This window comes from Mycolicibacillus koreensis, assembly GCF_002104795.1.
GTDB classification, from domain to species: Bacteria; Actinomycetota; Actinomycetes; order Mycobacteriales; family Mycobacteriaceae; genus Mycobacterium; species Mycobacterium koreense.
Map to the genome: position 1 here is coordinate 165,346 of NZ_NCXO01000001.1, position 15,652 is coordinate 180,997.

Genomic DNA, 15,652 nt, shown 5'->3' on the forward strand with positions numbered 1-15,652 from the left:
GCCTCAGGCGCGGCGCTTATGCTTCGCCCATGCCGGCCGATCGCGACCCGAGCACCCCGCTGTGGCGCGCCGCCCAGGTGTTCCGGCTGCTCAGCTGCGGTTATGCCCTGGGGTTTCAGGTCGCGGTCAACGACGACCTGGACCGCCCGGTGCTCGGCTGGGCGCTGTTCGCGGTGCTTCTGGGGTGGAGTGCGGTGCTCGGCGTCGGGTATCTGCGTGGCTTCGCCCGGCGGCCGGCCTGGGTGATCGCCGAGGTCGTGGTGGTGGCGGCGTTGATGCTCTCCACGAACGTCGTCGCCTCCACGGCCTGGATCGGCGACAACCAGTCCTGGCCGACCACGCTGTGGGCGACCAACGCGGTGATCTCCGCGGCGGTGCTGCGCGGCCCGGTCGCCGGGATGGCGGTCGGGGTCGCGGTGACGGTGGTCAACACGGTGCTCAAAGGCCACGTCGACTACAACCTGGGCCGCAACGCCACGCTCGTGGTGGAGGTGGCGGTCGGCCTGGCGGTGGGCATGGCCGCCCAGACCGCGCGGCGCGCCCACGTCGAGTTGCAGCAGGCCACCCGGCTGGCCGCCGCCGTCGAGGAACGCGAACGGCTCTCCCGCCATGTGCACGACGGGGTGATCCAGGTGTTGGCGTTGGTCGCCCGCCGTGGCCGCCAGATCGGCGGCGACACCGCCGAATTGGCATCACTGGCCGCCGAACAGGAACGGGCCCTGCGCCGGCTGGTCAGCTCCACTGACACCGATCGACGCGACGACGAGAGCCTGGATCTGCGAATGTTGTTGCAGCGCCGCGAATCCGACCAGGTGGTGTTGAGCCTGCCGGGCACCGCGGTGCCGCTGCCCGCGTCGGCGGCCACCGAACTCGACGCGGCGGTCGGCAACGTGTTGGACAACGTTCGGCTGCATGCCGGTCCGGCGGCGCGCGCATACGTTCTGGTCGAGGACGTCGATGACACCGTGACCGTCAGTGTCCGCGACGACGGTGTGGGCATCGCTCCCGGACGCCTGCAGGAGGCGGAACGGCAAGGGCGGATCGGGGTGTCGAAGTCGATCGTGCAACGGTTGGCGACGCTAGGAGGGCAGGCGCTGCTGCAGACCGCGCCCGGGGAAGGAACCGAATGGGAACTGAGTGTGCCACGCCGAGCGTGATGGTCGTCGACGACCACCCGATCTGGCGGGACGCCGTCGCCCGCGACCTCGCCGACGACGGGTTCACCGTGGTGGCCACCGCCGACGGGGTGGCCTCGGCGCGGCGACGCGCCGCCGTGGTGCACCCCGACGTGGTGCTCATGGACATGCGACTCGGCGACGGCAACGGGGCGCAGGCCACCGCGGAGGTGCTGGCGGTCTCGCCGCGCAGTCGTGTTCTGGTGTTGTCGGCCTCCGATGAGCGCGACGACGTGTTGGAGGCGGTCAAAGCCGGCGCGCTGGGCTATCTGGTCAAAAGCGCGTCGAAAGCCGAACTGGCCGAGGCGGTGCGGGCCACCGCCGCCGGCCGGGCGGTGTTCACCCCGGGTCTGGCCGGGTTGGTGTTGGGGGAGTACCGGCGGATCGCGAAGGCGCCGGGCGGCGCCGACGGCCCCCAGCTCACCGACCGGGAGACCGAGGTGTTGCGCTACGTCGCCAAGGGCCTGTCGGCCAAGCAGATCGCCGCGAAGCTGACGTTGAGTCACCGCACCGTCGAAAACCATGTGCAGGCGACATTTCGGAAACTGCAGGTCGCCAACCGGGTCGAGTTGACCCGCTACGCCATCGAACACGGCCTGGACCGCTGAGCGGGCGGCCAATTGCTCGGGCGGAATTGCGTAGTCTTACCCACGCTGTGCCGTGTCAGGGTTACCGGTATGAGCAACACAGCCCCTGACCTGCGCAGCATCATCAGCGAAGTCGACACCGTGTCCCAGCAGCTGGCGACGATCTCCGGACGGCTGCACGCGTTTGACGACGCGTGGAGCGCCGCCGCGGGGCGTGCCCCGGCCGCCGTGCCCGCCGCGCCCCATGCGATGCCAGTGCCGACGCCGATGCCGGTGCCGACGCCGGCCATGCCCGTGCCGGCGCCGCGGCCGACTCCCCGCGTCGCGGCGCCACCGGTCCTGCCGGCCGCGCTGACCGGTGGGGACGCGGAGACCGACACCGGCGATTCGCGCTGGATCGGCAAACTGTTGGCGGCCGCGGGGGTGGCGGTCACCCTGATCGGGGTGGTGCTGCTGCTGGTGCTGGCCGCCCAGGCGGGGCTGCTGCGTCCGGAGGTCCGGGTGGCCGGCGGGCTGCTGCTGGGAGCCGGGCTCGTCGCGGCCGGTGTGTGGTGGCGGGATCGGCCCGGCGGTCAGACCGGGGCGGTCGCGTTGGTCGCCACCGGGATGGCCGCCGGTTACCTCGATGTGTTGGCGGTGACCGCGATCTACCACTGGACGCCTGCGGCGATCGGGCTGGTGCTGGCGTCACTGATCGCCGCCGGCGGGCTGACGTTGGCGCGGTTCTGGGACAGCGAGACGCTGGGTCTGCTGATCGTGGTGCCGCTGATCCTGCTGGCCCCGGCACTCACCGGCGGGGTGGACGTGCTGCTGATCTGGTTCATGCTGGCGCTGTCGGCGGCGGTGCTGCCGGTGCAGATCGGCAAGGACTGGGTGTGGTTGCACGGCACCCGTATCGCCGCGCCGACCCTGCCACTGCTGCTGGCGTTGGGCCTCGGGGACCTGGCCGAACCGCGGCTGCTCGCGGTTGCCGCGGCCCTGGCCGCCGCACTGGCGCTGGCCGGCGCGGTGGCGGTGATCCCTTCCTCGACACTCCCGGCGATCCCGACCCTGCTCAGTGCTTTGGGCTGCGCTCCGGTGCTGCTCGCCGGCCCGGTGGTCGGCCGCCCCACCGCGGCGGTGTCGGCGGCGGCGTTGGCCGCCGCGGCCCTCGCACTGGCGGTCGGGCCGGTGGTGGCGTCGCTCGCCGCCCGGCGGGTCTTCGGTGGGCTCAGCGCGGTGGCGACGGTGGTGGCGGTGACCGTCGCGTTCGAGGGGCCGGTTGTGGCACCGGTGTTGCTCGGCCTGGCCGGTGTCGTCGTCCTCACCGGCCACCGCGATGTCGCCGCACGCTGGGTCTCCGCCGGGTTCGGGCTGCTCGGGCTCGGTTTCTTCCTCGCTCAGGCGGGCCCGGACACGGTCGTCACCGCGACGGTGCTGCCGACCGGAACGGCGGTGTCGACACTGGTGGCCGCGATGCTGACCGTCGGCTGGCTGCTCGCAGCGGGCTGGGCGCTGCAGCAGCAACGCCCCGGGGCCAGATTGGAGTCGGAGAACGCCAAACTGATCGCCGTCCTCGCCGGCGGGGTGGTGATCTACGCGATCACCGTGTTCACCGTCACCGCCGGGGTGGTGGTGTTCGGGCCGGGTTCCGGGTTCCTCGCCGGGCATGTGGCCGCCACCCTGTGCTGGGTGGCGATGGCCGCCGGGCTGTTCGCCTACGCCTCGCAGTTGCCCGCACGCGACCAGCGCGCCGTGCCGATCGGGGTCGGGCTGACCCTGATCGCCGCCGCGATGGCCAAGTTGTTCCTGTTCGACCTCGGCACCCTCGACGGCATGTTCCGGGTGGCGGTGTTCTTGATCACCGGGCTGTTGTTGCTGGCCATCGGTGCGGGCTATGCCCGCACCCTGGCCCGCCAGGACCAGCAGCGCGACGGTGCCCCGCTCAGCCGGTGAGCACCGTCGCGGCGCTGACCGTGTCGGTCTCGGCCTTCGGCCCGATCAGAAACCAGGTCCGCATCACACCCTTGCCCTTGACGACGATCTCGCCGCGTTCTTCGAACACGAAGTCGTCCCGGAGACGTTCGTAGACGTCCTGGGGCACCTGGATGCGGCCCTCGGTGTCGGTGGATTCCATCCGGGCGGCGACGTTGACCGCATCACCCCACACGTCGTAGAAGAAGCGGCGCGACCCGATCACCCCGGCGACCACCGGGCCGGCGGCTAACCCGATCCGGATTCGCAGTGGCCAACCGTACGGGGCGCGGACCTGCGCGGCGGCCTCGGCCATGTCCAGGGCGAACCCGGCCAGCGCCGCCAGATGGTCGCTGCGGCGCCGCGGGACACCGCTGACCACCATGTAGGAGTCACCGCTGGTTTTGATCTTCTCCAGGTTGTGTTTCTCCACCAGCAGGTCGAAACGGGTGTAGAGCAGGTCGAGGAACCGCACCAGGTCCTCCGGCGTCATGTCCCCGGCGTGTTCGGTGAAGTCGGCGATGTCGGCGAAGAGCACCGACGCGTCGGGGTACTGGTCGACCAGGACGCCGCCGGAGGCGTCCTTGAGCCGCTCGGCGACCGTCGCCGGCAAGATGTTCGTCAGCAGGGTTTCCGACCGGCGGTACTCCGAGGCCAGCGCAGCTTCCGCGCGGGCCATCTCCCGCAGCGCCACCCATACCGTGGCCAAGCTCATGAAGCAGCCGGAGACCACCATGGCGGCGAACCCGACGGTCAGCAGCCAGGCCGGCTGGGCACCGGTGTCGTCGGGGACCAGCAGCTCCAGACCGATCGCGAGCGCGGCGCCGATGCCGGTCAGCACCGCCGCCAGCAGCAACCGTTCGATACCGAGCACCAGCAACACGATCGCGGCCGACACCAGGAAGAAGAACTGGGCGCCGGAGTCGGTGCCCACCGCCCACGCGGCCACCACCAGCGAGGCGTAGGCGCACAGCACGAACGTCACCGGGGCCAGCACCGTTCCGTAGCGGTGCAGTTTGGGGATGGCCAAAAACAGCGCAGCGGTGAACAGGTTGAAGACCCCGATCCAGCGCAGCGATTCGCCGGTGGTCAGCTGCAGCAGACCGAAACCGGCGGTGATGCCGGCGGCGATGCGTGCGGTCACCCGCAGCACCTGCAGACGGCGTCGCGCCGCCCCGGCGACATAGCGCTGGGTGGGTCGTTCCACGCAGCGCGAGCGGCGGTGAGCGCTGACCGCCTGGCCCGCGGCGGCGAGTCTGCGTCTGCTCACCACGCACCAAACTGTAACGCCGGGCGGCGTCACTGCAACCGGTTCACTCCCGATCCGCACAATTCGTCGGCGACGGCGCCGCCCCGCCCGGTCATCGCCAGCAGCAGTGCCTCGGCCGGTCCGCTCACCTCCGGCCCGCGCCCAGCCGACCAGTCCAGGTCGGTGGCGATCAACCGCAACCCGGCGGTGCGCCGCGCGGCCCCGATGACCGGGCTCGCCCGCGCGTAGCGCAGCGCCGCCCGCAACCGGTCGCCCGGCACCGACCGGGGCAACCCGAGAGGACGGCGGATGTCCTGCTGGTGGATGAGGCATTCGATCAGCGCCACCCGGCACCCGTACAGTGCGCCGGCGCCGGCCGGGTCGGCACCGGCACGCATCAGGGCCGCCAACTGGTCCGGGGGCAGCCGGGCGTAGGTGGGCAGGGCGGCGGCGTTGAGGGGGTCGACGTGGCCGCGGTGCCGGATCATCGCGGCCAGCAGACCGCGGCGGCTCTGCGAGAGGTAGGCCAGCGTGTGGGCCACGACATCGCGCACGCTCCACCCCGAACACAGGCTGTCCGCCGACCACTGTGCCGGGGAGAGCCCGTCGAGCAGGTCGGCGAAGTCGCTGCGTTCCCGGTACGCCAGGTCGCGCACGCTCAGCGGCACCACCGCGGGCGGCTCAGCGGAACCGCACGGCCAGCGTCGCCAAGCCGAAGATCTTGCGGCCCCCGGATTTCGCGGCGACGAGCACGACCCCGCTGCGGGTCTCCGGGTCCAGCGATTTGATCCTTCCGCTGAACTCGATGTCACCGCCCTCCTTGGCGGACACGATCGCCGGCTGCGACAGCCGCACCGCGTACCGGGTGACCGCGCCGGGGTCCCCGGACCAGGCGGAGACGAACCCGGCGCCGAGACCCATGGTGAGCATGCCGTGGGCGATCACGTCGGGAAGGCCGGCCAGTTTGGCCAGTTCCTCGTCCCAGTGGATCGGGTTGGCGTCGGCGGCCACCCCGGCGTAGTTCACCAGGTCGCCGCGGGAGAGCCGGGCGTGGTGGGGGGCCAACACGTCACCGACGGCCACATCCTCGAACGCCGGGGTGCCCGGCGTACGGGTCTGGGTGGCCGCGGAGATGTGGAACGGTGTGTCGGGGCGGACGGTCTTGCGGTATTCGGCCTCGGACTCCTCGGGAGCGAGGATGTTGACGTCGTGCATCATCGCCTTCTGCACCGCGGACTTGACCGCGTCGTCGACCTCCTCGGCGGTCACCCCGACGACGGTGGTGTGCAGGGTGTGCACCCGTTCCCCGGCGGCGTCGGTGAGGGTGTTGGTCACCGTGACCAGATCCCGGCCGGCGACCCGGCGCACCGCGGTCAACTCGACATCGGTCATCAGCTCATCACCGGCCACGATCGGGCGGTGCTGCTCGAAGACCTCCTCGGTCTGCACGTAGGTGTCGTAGCCGACGACCACCGATTCGAACATGCGCCGGTTGCACGCCATCGCCGGCACGGACGTGAACGTCAGCGGCGCCACCAGGTCCGAATAACCCAACTCCGCGGCCGCGTCGGTGTCCCAGTGCGCCGGGTGGTAGTCCTGGACGGCACGGGCGTACTCACGCACCTTCTCGCGACCCACCTGGTAGGTGGTGTCGGCCTGGTAGTAGTGGCCGACCCGCGCCTGCAGCGGCGACGCCTCTGTTGCTGCCGTCATGGAATTCTCCACCGTCCTGTCGCCGTCAAGGGAAATCCGACCTGTCACACTAACCCGCCGACCCGCCGAATCCACAGTTCACCGGGGTGGACCCGGCGGGGCGGCCGCTAAAATTACGGCTCGTGACGAGACGACCCGGCAGTGGGCCGTGGACCGACGAGCATTCCGCGGTCGACCCGGTCGGGCGGACCGACGACCTGTTCATGGTGGTGGTCGCGGTGCTGTCCGCCGGGGCGGATGCTGCGGGCGCGCCGCCGCACCCCGCTGTGGGTGTCGCAGGAGGGGATCGGCTACCCGCCGGAAACCGCCGAGGACCCGGGTTTCCTGCGATGGGCCCAGGTCGCCGCGGTGAGCCACGATGTCCACGACGTGCGCGGCCTGGTGTACAGCCACGGGTGGACGATCACGGGCACCGATGGGGAACGGCGCACAGTGGTCTATCCGGCCGGGGCGAGCCCGCGGCCACGGGAAGTGCGCCGGACGATTCGGGACCTGGCCCCGGCGGTGGAGTTGAGCCGGTGACCGGGTCGGCGGTGGTGCCCTCGGTGAGACTCGAACTCACACTGTACGGGTTTTGAATCCGTTTCCTCTGCCAATTGGGATACGAGGGCTGCGGTGCGGTGTCCCAGGATAGTGGATGCTCGCGGCGCGTCGAGCATCACGTCGGCGAACATCACAGGGCCCCGCGCTTTCGGCCGGGGCACCGCCCACGACACAATGTGGGGATGACCGCGCCCAGCACCGATACCGCCGAACCCGCCACCCACCGGGTGCTGATCGCCGAGGATGAGCCGCTGATCCGGCTCGACCTCGCCGAGATGCTGCGCGACGAGGGCTATGAGGTGGTCGGGGAGGCCGGCGACGGCCAGGAGGCCGTCGATCTGGCCGAGAAGCTCAGCCCGGACCTGGTGATCATGGACATCAAGATGCCGCGCCGCGACGGCATCGACGCCGCCTCGGAGATCGCCGGCAAGCGGATCGCCCCGATCGTGATGCTCACCGCGTTCAGCCAACGCGACCTGGTGGAGCGCGCCCGCGACGCCGGAGCGATGGCCTATCTGGTCAAACCGTTCTCGATCTCGGATCTGATCCCGGCGATCGAGTTGGCGGTGAGCCGGTTCGGGGAGATCGCCGCCCTGGAACGCGAGGTGGCGACCCTCGGTGAACGGTTGGAGACCCGCAAACTCGTCGAGCGGGCCAAGGGCTTGCTGCAGGCAGCACACTCGATGACCGAACCTGAAGCGTTCCAATGGATTCAGCGTGCAGCGATGGATCAACGCACCACGATGAAACGGGTCGCCGAGGTGGTCGTGGAGACGCTGACTGCCCCCAAGGGCGACCCCAAAGGCGCCCCCAAAGACGACCCCAAGACCGACCCGCAATCGGGACCGGACACCGCCGACCCGGCAACGTAATCCGTTCTAGCCGCGCTCGACGCGGAACCGTTTGATCCGGGCGGTCGCCCCGGCGACCAGGGTGACCCGGCTCGGCGGGACCCCGAAATGCTCGGCGAGCACCCGGCGCACTGCGCGGTTGGCTTTGCCTTCCACGGCAGGTTCACGCACATACACCGTCCACGGCTGGCCGGCCTCGACCGCGACGTCGACCAGCGGACCTTTGCGGCTGCCCGCCTTGACCGCCACGACGACGATCTCGGTGCCGGCGCCGTCACTCACCGCGGTGTCAGCGGGCGACGATCACCGACGAACCGTGCCCGAACAGGCCCTGGTTGGCGGTGACGCCGACGGTCGCGCCCTGCACCTGGCGGCCCTCGGCCTGCCCGCGCAGCTGCCAGTTCAGCTCGCAGACCTGCGCGATCGCCTGAGCGGGAATGGCCTCGCCGAAGCAGGCCAGCCCGCCGGAGGCGTTGACCGGCACCTTGCCGCCGATCGTGGTGGCGCCGCTGCGCAGCAACTGCTCGCCCTCACCCTTGGCGCACAACCCGAGGTGCTCGTACCAGTCCAGTTCCAGCGCGGTGGACAGGTCGTAGACCTCGGCCAGGCTCACGTCCTCGGGGCCGATCCCGGCCTCGGCGTAGGCGGCGTCGAGGATCTGGTCTTTGAACACCCGGTCCGGGGCGGGCACCACCGCGGTGGAGTCGGTGGCGATGTCGGGCAGCTCGGGCAGGTGTTGCGGGTACTGCGGGGTGACGGTGGACACCGCCCGCACCGACGGCACCCCTTCGAGAGACCCGAGGTGCTTCTTCGCGAACTCCGCGCTGGCCACGATCACCGCCGCCGCGCCGTCGGAGGTGGCGCAGATGTCCAACTGGTGCAGCGGGTCGGCCACCACCGGGCTGGCCAGCACGTCGGCGACCGCGGACTCCTTGCGGTAGCGGGCGTACGGGTTGGCGAGCCCGTGGCGGGAGTTCTTCACCTTGACCGCCGCGAAGTCCTCCACGGTCGCCCCGTAGAGGTCCATGCGGCGCCGCGCCAGCAGCGCGAAGTACACCGGATTCATCGCCCCGATCAGGTGGAACCGCTGCCAGTCCGGGTCGTTCTTGCGTTCCCCGCCCACCGGGGCGAACGCACCCTTCGGCGTGGTGTCAGCACCGATCACCAGCGCGACATCGCAGAACCCGGCCAGGATCTGGGCGCGCGCGCTCTGCAGCGCCTGCGAACCGGACGCGCAGGCGGCGTAGCTCGACGACACCGGCACCCCGTTCCAGCCCAGCTTCTGGGCGAACGTGGACCCGGCGATGAACCCCGGATAGCCGTTGCGGATGGTGTCGGCACCGGCGACCAGCTGGATCTGGCGCCAGTCCAGGTTGGCTTCGGCGAGCGCGGCACGGGCGGCGACGACGCCGTATTCGGTGAAGTCGCGGCCCCACTTGCCCCACGGGTGCATGCCCGCACCCAGGATGTACAGCGGTTCGGGCGTGCTCACGCGCTCACCTTCTTCCAGACGTAGGTCAACCGCTGCACGCCGTCGTCGTCGGTGTAGAGCGGCTCGAGGCCCAACTCCAACTCCATGCCCAGCGTCAGGTCGGCGGCGAGGGTGCCCTCGGCGACCTTCGCCAGCACGATCAGACCCTCGGCGGCCAACTCGACCGCCGCGATCGCGAACGGCTCGAACGGATCCGGGGCCGGGTACGGCGCCGGCGGCGGGTACCGGTTCTCGGTGTAGCTCCACACCGTGCCGCGCCGGGACAACTCGACCGCCTCGAGCACGTCGCTGTCGCAGGCCGGGTTGGGGCAGTTGTTCTCCCGGGGCGGGAAGACATAGGTCCCGCACTGGGGGCATTTCGCGCCGATCAGATGCGGCGCGCCGGTGTCATCGGTGGCGAACCACCCGTCGATCGCTGGTTGCGGAGATGCTGCTGGCACGTCGACAGCGTACCGACAAGTCCGGCCAGAGTTGAAACGTGTTCCAGTCCCGCCACGCTGGTTTCGCGCCGCCGCCGGATGCATAGAGTGGGGCGGTGAGCCCGACCGAGAACGCCGCGCCCGCCAAACCCACCCTGATGCTGCTCGACGGCAACTCACTGGCCTATCGGGCGTTCTACGCGCTGCCCGCGGAGAACTTCAAAACCCAGGGCGGACTGACCACCAACGCCGTCTACGGGTTCACCGCGATGCTGATCAACCTGCTGCGCGACGAGGCGCCGAGCCATGTGGCCGCCGCATTCGACGTGTCCCGCCAGACGTTTCGCTCCGAGCGCTACCCGGAGTACAAGGCCAACCGGTCGACGACCCCCGATGAGTTCCGCGGCCAGATCGACATCACCAAGGAGGTTCTCGGGGCGCTGGGGATCACCGTGCTCGCCGAGGAGGGGTTCGAGGCCGACGACATCATCGCGACCCTGGCCACCCAGGCCGAGCAGGCCGGCTACCGGGTGCTGGTGGTCACCGGGGACCGCGACGCGCTGCAACTGGTCGACGACGACGTCACGGTGCTCTACCCGCGCAAAGGGGTGAGCGAGCTGACCCGGTTCACCCCGGCGGCCGTCGTCGACAAGTACGGGCTGACCCCGGCGCAGTACCCCGATTACGCCGCGCTGCGCGGCGACCCCAGCGACAACCTGCCGGGCATCCCGGGGGTGGGGGAGAAGACCGCCTCGAAGTGGATCACCCAGTACGGCACCCTGCAGGGCCTGGTCGACCACGCCGACGAGGTGCGCGGCAAGGTCGGGGACGCGCTGCGGGCCAACCTGGCCACGGTGCTGCTCAACCGGGAACTCACCGACCTGGTCACCGCGGTTCCGCTGGCCCAGACGCCGGACACTCTGGAGTTGCAGCCGTGGGACCGTGACCAGATCCACCGACTCTTCGACGACCTGGAGTTCCGGGTGCTGCGCGACCGGCTGTTCGAGACGCTGGGCACCCCCGAACCCGAGGTCGACGAGGGCTTCGAGGTGCGTGGCACGGCCTTGGAGCCCGGCACGGTGGCCGACTGGCTGGCCGCCCACGTCAGCGACGGCAGCCGGGCCGGGATCGCGGTCACCGGCACCCACCGCACCTTCGACGGGGACGCCACCGCGCTGGCGATCGCCGTCGCCGACGGGGAGGGCTGTTACCTCGACACCGCCGCCCTGACCCCCGACGACGAGGCGGCGTTGGCGGCGTGGCTGGCCGATGCGGCCCAGCCCAAGGCGCTACACGAGGCGAAGCTGGCCATGCACGACCTGGCGGGGCGGGGCTGGACGCTGGGCGGGGTCACCTCCGATACCGCGCTGGCCGCCTATCTGGTGCGCCCCGGACAGCGCAGCTTCACCCTCGACGACCTGGCGGTGCGCTACCTGCGCCGGGAGTTGCGCGCCGACGACCCCGACGACCAGCAGCTGTCGCTGCTCGACGAGGCCGACGGCACCGACAGTCAGGCGGTGACCACGCTGATCCTGCGGGCCCGAGCGGTCACCGACCTCGCCGAGGCGCTGGACGCCAAGCTCGCCGAGATCGACTCCGCGGCGCTGCTCGCCGAGATGGAGTTGCCGGTGCAGCGGACGCTCGCGGCGATGGAGACCGCCGGGATCGCCGTCGACACCGACCGGCTCACGGAGCTGCAGAGCGGGTTCAGCGACCAGATCCGCGACGCCGCCGAGGCGGCCTACGCGGTGATCGGCAAACAGATCAACCTCGGATCCCCCAAGCAGCTGCAGGTGGTGCTCTTCGACGAGCTGGGCATGCCCAAGACCAAACGCACCAAGACCGGCTACACCACCGACGCCGACGCGCTGGTCTCACTGTTCGACAAGACCGGGCATCCGTTCCTCGAGCACCTGCTGCGCCACCGCGACGTCACCAAACTGAAGGTCACCGTCGACGGGCTGCTCAAGGCGGTCGCCGCCGACGGGCGCATCCACACCACGTTCAACCAGACCATCGCTGCGACCGGGCGGCTCTCGTCCACCGAGCCGAACCTGCAGAACATCCCGGTGCGCACCGCACACGGCCGCACCATCCGCGACACGTTTGTGGTGGGCGAGGGCTACACGGCGCTGATGACCGCCGACTACAGCCAGATCGAGATGCGCATCATGGCGCATCTGTCCGGTGACGCCGGGCTGATCGAGGCATTCAACTCCGGGGAGGATCTGCACTCCTTTGTCGCCGCCCGGGCGTTCGACGTCGATCCCCACGCGGTCACCCCCGACCTGCGCCGTCGGGTCAAGGCCATGTCCTACGGGCTGGCCTACGGGCTGAGCGCCTACGGGCTGTCCCAGCAGCTCAAGATCTCCACCGAGGAGGCCCGCGAGCAGATGGACGCCTATTTCGGCCGCTTCGGTGGGGTTCGCGACTACCTGCAGGCCGTCGTCGACCAGGCCCGCAAGGACGGTTACACCTCCACGGTGCTGGGCCGGCGCCGGTATCTTCCCGAGCTGACCAGTTCCACCCGCCAGGTGCGCGAGGCCGCCGAGCGCGCCGCGCTCAACGCGCCGATCCAGGGCAGCGCCGCCGACATCATCAAGGTGGCGATGATCGAGGTGGATGAGGCGCTGCGCGCCGCCGATCTGACCTCGCGGATGTTGCTGCAGGTCCACGACGAGTTGGTGATCGAGGTCGCCGACGGGGAACACGACCGGGTCGAGGCGCTGGTGCGGGAGAAGATGGGCGGCGCCTATCCGTTGGCGGTGCCGCTGGAGGTGTCGGTCGGCTACGGGCGCACCTGGGACGCTGCGGCGCACTGACCTCGGCGTTGGCACCGGTTTGTCCAGCGTGCAATCGGTCGAGTAACCTTGTCGGGCACCCGTGTGCACTGGTTCACGGGTCGCGACACAAGCAGTCCGTCATCCTGTCCCTACGATTCAACCTGTCCGGAGCAACCCACCACATGCCAAGTCCCTCCGTCACCTCGCCGCAAGTAGCCGTCAACGACATCGGCTCGGCCGAGGATTTCCTTGCCGCCATCGACAAAACGATCAAGTACTTCAACGATGGCGACATCGTGGAAGGGACCATCGTCAAGGTTGACCGCGACGAAGTCCTGCTCGACATCGGGTACAAGACCGAAGGGGTCATCCCGTCCCGCGAACTGTCGATCAAACACGACGTCGACCCCCACGAGGTTGTCGCCGTCGGCGATGATGTCGAAGCCCTCGTCCTCACCAAGGAGGACAAAGAAGGCCGACTGATCCTGTCCAAGAAGCGCGCCCAGTACGAGCGCGCCTGGGGCACCATCGAAGAACTCAAGGAGAAGGACGAGGCCGTCAAGGGCACCGTCATCGAGGTCGTCAAGGGTGGCCTCATCCTCGACATCGGGTTGCGCGGCTTCCTGCCGGCCTCGCTGGTCGAGATGCGCCGCGTGCGCGACCTGCAGCCCTACATCGGTCGCGAGATCGAAGCGAAGATCATCGAGCTGGACAAGAACCGCAACAACGTGGTGCTGTCCCGGCGCGCCTGGCTGGAGCAGACCCAGTCCGAGGTGCGCAGCGAATTCCTCAACCACCTGCAGAAGGGCGCCATCCGCAAGGGTGTCGTCTCCTCGATCGTCAACTTCGGCGCGTTCGTCGACCTCGGCGGGGTGGACGGCCTGGTGCACGTCTCCGAGCTGTCCTGGAAGCACATCGACCACCCGTCGGAGGTCGTCGCCGTCGGCGACGAGGTCACCGTCGAGGTGCTCGACGTGGACATGGACCGCGAGCGGGTTTCGTTGTCGCTCAAGGCCACCCAGGAAGACCCGTGGCGGCACTTCGCCCGCACCCACGCCATCGGCCAGATCGTGCCCGGCAAGGTCACCAAGCTGGTGCCGTTCGGGGCGTTCGTCCGTGTCGAGGAGGGCATCGAGGGCCTGGTGCACATCTCCGAGCTCTCCGAGCAGCATGTCGAGGTGCCCGACCAGGTGGTCGCGGTCGGCGACGACGCGATGGTCAAGGTCATCGACATCGACCTGGACCGCCGCCGGATCTCGCTCTCGCTCAAGCAGGCCAACGAGGACTACACCGAGGAGTTCGACCCCTCGAAGTACGGCATGGCCGACAGCTACGACGATCAGGGCAACTACATCTTCCCGGAGGGCTTCGACGCCGACACCAACGAGTGGTTGGAGGGCTTCGAGACCCAGCGCGCCGAGTGGGAGGCCCGTTACGCCGAGGCGGAGCGCCGGCACAAGATGCACACCGCGCAGATGGAGAAGGTCGCCGCGGCCGAGCACTTGGAGTCCGAGCACCGCAGCACCGGCCCGGCCGAGGAGTCCGGTGGGTCGCTGGCCAGCGACGAGCAGCTGGCGGCGCTGCGGGAGAAACTCGCCGGCAACGCCTAGTCGGCCCGCGCTGGCATGCTACGGATCGGGCTGACCGGAGGCATCGGCGCCGGCAAATCCACGGTCGCACGGACATTCAGCGACTGCGGAGGCGTCATCGTCGACGGCGATGTGCTGGCTCGCGAGGTCGTCGAACCCGGCACCGAGGGGCTGGCCGCGCTAGTCGAGGCGTTCGGCAGTGCGATCCTGCAGCCGGACGGGACGTTGGACCGTCCGGCGCTGGCCGCGCTGGCGTTCTCCGATGAGAGCCGGCGGGCCACGCTCAACGGGATCGTGCATCCGCTGGTGGCCGGTCGCCGCGCGCAGTTGATCGCCGAGGCCGCGGCCTCCCCGGACAACCCGGTCGTCGTCGAGGACATCCCGCTGCTCGTCGAATCGGGGATGGCGCCGCTGTTCCCGCTGGTGGTCGTGGTGCACACCGAGGAGCAGACCCGGGTGTCCCGGCTGATCGAGCACCGCGGAATGACCGCCGCCGACGCCCGTGCCCGCATCGCCGCGCAGGCCACCGAGAAGCAGCGTCGCGCTGTGGCCGACGTGTGGCTGGACAACTCCGGCACCCCGGACCAGTTGGCCGCCGACGCCCGGGCCCTGTGGCAACAGCGCATCGCGCCGTTCGCTGCCAACCTGGAGGCCGGCCGCTCGGTGCCGGCACCGCTGCGGGTCAGTGCCGCCGACCCGACCTGGCCGGAGCAGGCGGCCCGCATCACCGCCCGGCTGTCCACGGCGTGCGGGCATCACGCGGTGCGGGTCGACCACATCGGGTCGACCGCAGTGGCCGGACTGGACGCCAAGGATGTCATCGACGTACAGGTGACCGTAAGGTCCCTCGAGGATGCCGACGCGGTGGCCGAGAACATCCGCGCCGCCGGGTATCCGCGGTGGGAGACGGTCAGCGCCGACATGGCCAAACCCGACCCCCGTAGCACCGTGGCCGAGTTCGACCATAACGATGATGTGGCGTTGTGGCAGAAGCGATTCCACGCATCCGCCGACCCGGGTCGGCCCACGCACGTGCACATCCGGGTGGACGGCTGGCCCAACCAGCAGTTCGCGCTGCTGTTCGTCGACTGGCTACGCGTCAACCCGGATCTGCACGCCGAGTATCTGGCCGTCAAGCGCGACGCCGAACGGGCGGCCTCCACCGGGGAAGCGATCGCAGACTACGCCGAGGCGAAAGAGCCGTGGCTCGTCGACGCGTATCGGCGCGCCTGGCAATGGGCCGACACCGTCGACTGGCGTCCCAGCGGTTCGTAAACCGGGCTAGAAACCGGACTTGA

At 70.0% G+C, this 15,652-nt stretch carries 14 protein-coding genes and 1 tRNA gene; 8 read left to right on the forward strand and 7 right to left on the reverse strand.

What is annotated here, in order from left to right; translation table 11 throughout:
* The first annotated feature begins 29 nt into the window (after window positions 1-29).
* The 3 genes from macS to B8W67_RS00805 all read left to right on the forward strand — a co-directional run bounded on the left by macS (window position 30) and on the right by B8W67_RS00805 (window position 3,697).
* Window positions 30-1,157, forward strand: coding sequence for a MacS family sensor histidine kinase (gene macS, locus B8W67_RS00795; RefSeq protein ID WP_085301803.1), 1,128 nt, complete (start codon window positions 30-32; stop codon window positions 1,155-1,157).
* The gene (locus B8W67_RS00800; protein WP_069392321.1) at window positions 1,127-1,783 is read left to right on the forward strand and encodes a response regulator; all 657 of its coding nucleotides are present in this window, start codon (window positions 1,127-1,129) and stop codon (window positions 1,781-1,783) included. Before macS ends, B8W67_RS00800 begins: the two co-directional genes overlap by 31 nt.
* Before the next feature lie 69 nt (window positions 1,784-1,852).
* Window positions 1,853-3,697: a DUF2339 domain-containing protein gene (locus tag B8W67_RS00805; RefSeq protein WP_085301805.1), complete on the forward strand. Its 1,845-nt coding sequence runs from the start codon at window positions 1,853-1,855 to the stop codon at window positions 3,695-3,697.
* Here B8W67_RS00805 and B8W67_RS00810 read toward each other — a convergent pair.
* From B8W67_RS00810 to B8W67_RS00820, 3 genes are read right to left on the reverse strand one after another with little or no spacing between them, the layout of a single operon-like run.
* Window positions 3,687-4,985 (reverse strand): adenylate/guanylate cyclase domain-containing protein, encoded by a 1,299-nt coding sequence (locus tag B8W67_RS00810; protein WP_085301872.1) that lies wholly within the window; start codon window positions 4,983-4,985, stop codon window positions 3,687-3,689. The two genes, B8W67_RS00805 and B8W67_RS00810, sit on opposite strands and share 11 nt — an antisense overlap.
* A 29-nt stretch (window positions 4,986-5,014) precedes the next feature.
* Window positions 5,015-5,635 (reverse strand): maleylpyruvate isomerase family mycothiol-dependent enzyme, encoded by a 621-nt coding sequence (locus B8W67_RS00815; RefSeq protein WP_234806622.1) that lies wholly within the window; start codon window positions 5,633-5,635, stop codon window positions 5,015-5,017.
* 10 nt (window positions 5,636-5,645) lie between these two features.
* A complete protein-coding gene (locus B8W67_RS00820) occupies window positions 5,646-6,677 on the reverse strand; it encodes a fused (3R)-hydroxyacyl-ACP dehydratase subunits HadA/HadB (protein ID WP_069392323.1) in 1,032 nt (343 codons plus the stop codon).
* A 237-nt stretch (window positions 6,678-6,914) separates the two neighbouring features.
* On the opposite strand from B8W67_RS00820, the gene B8W67_RS00825 reads away from it, so the two are divergent.
* On the forward strand, window positions 6,915-7,199 hold the full coding sequence (locus B8W67_RS00825; RefSeq protein ID WP_085301807.1) for a hypothetical protein: 285 nt from the start codon (window positions 6,915-6,917) through the stop codon (window positions 7,197-7,199).
* A gap of 12 nt (window positions 7,200-7,211) precedes the next feature.
* On the opposite strand, the gene B8W67_RS00830 is transcribed toward B8W67_RS00825, so the two are convergent.
* Window positions 7,212-7,288 (reverse strand) — tRNA-Leu (locus B8W67_RS00830).
* A 114-nt stretch (window positions 7,289-7,402) separates the two neighbouring features.
* On the opposite strand from B8W67_RS00830, the gene B8W67_RS00835 reads away from it, so the two are divergent.
* Window positions 7,403-8,092, forward strand: coding sequence for an ANTAR domain-containing response regulator (locus tag B8W67_RS00835; protein ID WP_085301809.1), 690 nt, complete (start codon window positions 7,403-7,405; stop codon window positions 8,090-8,092).
* A gap of 6 nt (window positions 8,093-8,098) precedes the next feature.
* On the opposite strand, the gene B8W67_RS00840 is transcribed toward B8W67_RS00835, so the two are convergent.
* From B8W67_RS00840 to B8W67_RS00850, 3 genes are read right to left on the reverse strand one after another with little or no spacing between them, the layout of a single operon-like run.
* Window positions 8,099-8,353 carry a DUF167 domain-containing protein gene (locus B8W67_RS00840; protein ID WP_069392325.1) on the reverse strand — a complete coding sequence of 85 codons (255 nt, stop codon included), beginning with the start codon at window positions 8,351-8,353 and terminating at the stop codon, window positions 8,099-8,101.
* 7 nt (window positions 8,354-8,360) lie between these two features.
* Window positions 8,361-9,563: a lipid-transfer protein gene (locus B8W67_RS00845; RefSeq protein WP_197747582.1), complete on the reverse strand. Its 1,203-nt coding sequence runs from the start codon at window positions 9,561-9,563 to the stop codon at window positions 8,361-8,363.
* Entirely contained in the window at window positions 9,560-10,003 is a 444-nt protein-coding gene (locus B8W67_RS00850; protein WP_069392326.1) for a Zn-ribbon domain-containing OB-fold protein, read from the reverse strand. The genes B8W67_RS00845 and B8W67_RS00850 overlap by 4 nt, the downstream gene beginning before the upstream one ends.
* A 137-nt stretch (window positions 10,004-10,140) precedes the next feature.
* Between B8W67_RS00850 and polA the strand changes: the two genes are divergently transcribed.
* The 3 genes from polA (at window position 10,141) to coaE (ending at window position 15,629) form a co-directional block, all read left to right on the forward strand.
* On the forward strand, window positions 10,141-12,804 hold the full coding sequence (polA, locus tag B8W67_RS00855) for a DNA polymerase I (RefSeq protein ID WP_085301874.1): 2,664 nt from the start codon (window positions 10,141-10,143) through the stop codon (window positions 12,802-12,804).
* Between the two features lie 143 nt (window positions 12,805-12,947).
* Complete coding sequence (rpsA, locus tag B8W67_RS00860) at window positions 12,948-14,375, forward strand: 30S ribosomal protein S1 (RefSeq protein ID WP_069392328.1); 1,428 nt, start codon at window positions 12,948-12,950, stop codon at window positions 14,373-14,375.
* 15 nt (window positions 14,376-14,390) lie between these two features.
* Window positions 14,391-15,629, forward strand: a complete 1,239-nt coding sequence (gene coaE / locus B8W67_RS00865) for a dephospho-CoA kinase (RefSeq protein ID WP_085301811.1) — start codon at window positions 14,391-14,393, stop codon at window positions 15,627-15,629.
* Window positions 15,630-15,652: the final 23 nt, after the last annotated feature.

Coding starts and splice junctions, on each gene's coding strand:
- macS (WP_085301803.1), top strand. CDS start 30: ATGCCGGCCGATCGCGACCCGAGCACCCCGCTGTGGCGCGCCGCCCAG.
- B8W67_RS00800 (WP_069392321.1), top strand. CDS start 1,127: ATGGGAACTGAGTGTGCCACGCCGAGCGTGATGGTCGTCGACGACCAC.
- B8W67_RS00805 (WP_085301805.1), top strand. CDS start 1,853: ATGAGCAACACAGCCCCTGACCTGCGCAGCATCATCAGCGAAGTCGAC.
- B8W67_RS00820 (WP_069392323.1), bottom strand. CDS start 6,677: ATGACGGCAGCAACAGAGGCGTCGCCGCTGCAGGCGCGGGTCGGCCAC.
- B8W67_RS00825 (WP_085301807.1), top strand. CDS start 6,915: ATGCTGCGGGCGCGCCGCCGCACCCCGCTGTGGGTGTCGCAGGAGGGG.
- B8W67_RS00835 (WP_085301809.1), top strand. CDS start 7,403: ATGACCGCGCCCAGCACCGATACCGCCGAACCCGCCACCCACCGGGTG.
- polA (WP_085301874.1), top strand. CDS start 10,141: ATGCTGCTCGACGGCAACTCACTGGCCTATCGGGCGTTCTACGCGCTG.
- rpsA (WP_069392328.1), top strand. CDS start 12,948: ATGCCAAGTCCCTCCGTCACCTCGCCGCAAGTAGCCGTCAACGACATC.
- coaE (WP_085301811.1), top strand. CDS start 14,391: ATGCTACGGATCGGGCTGACCGGAGGCATCGGCGCCGGCAAATCCACG.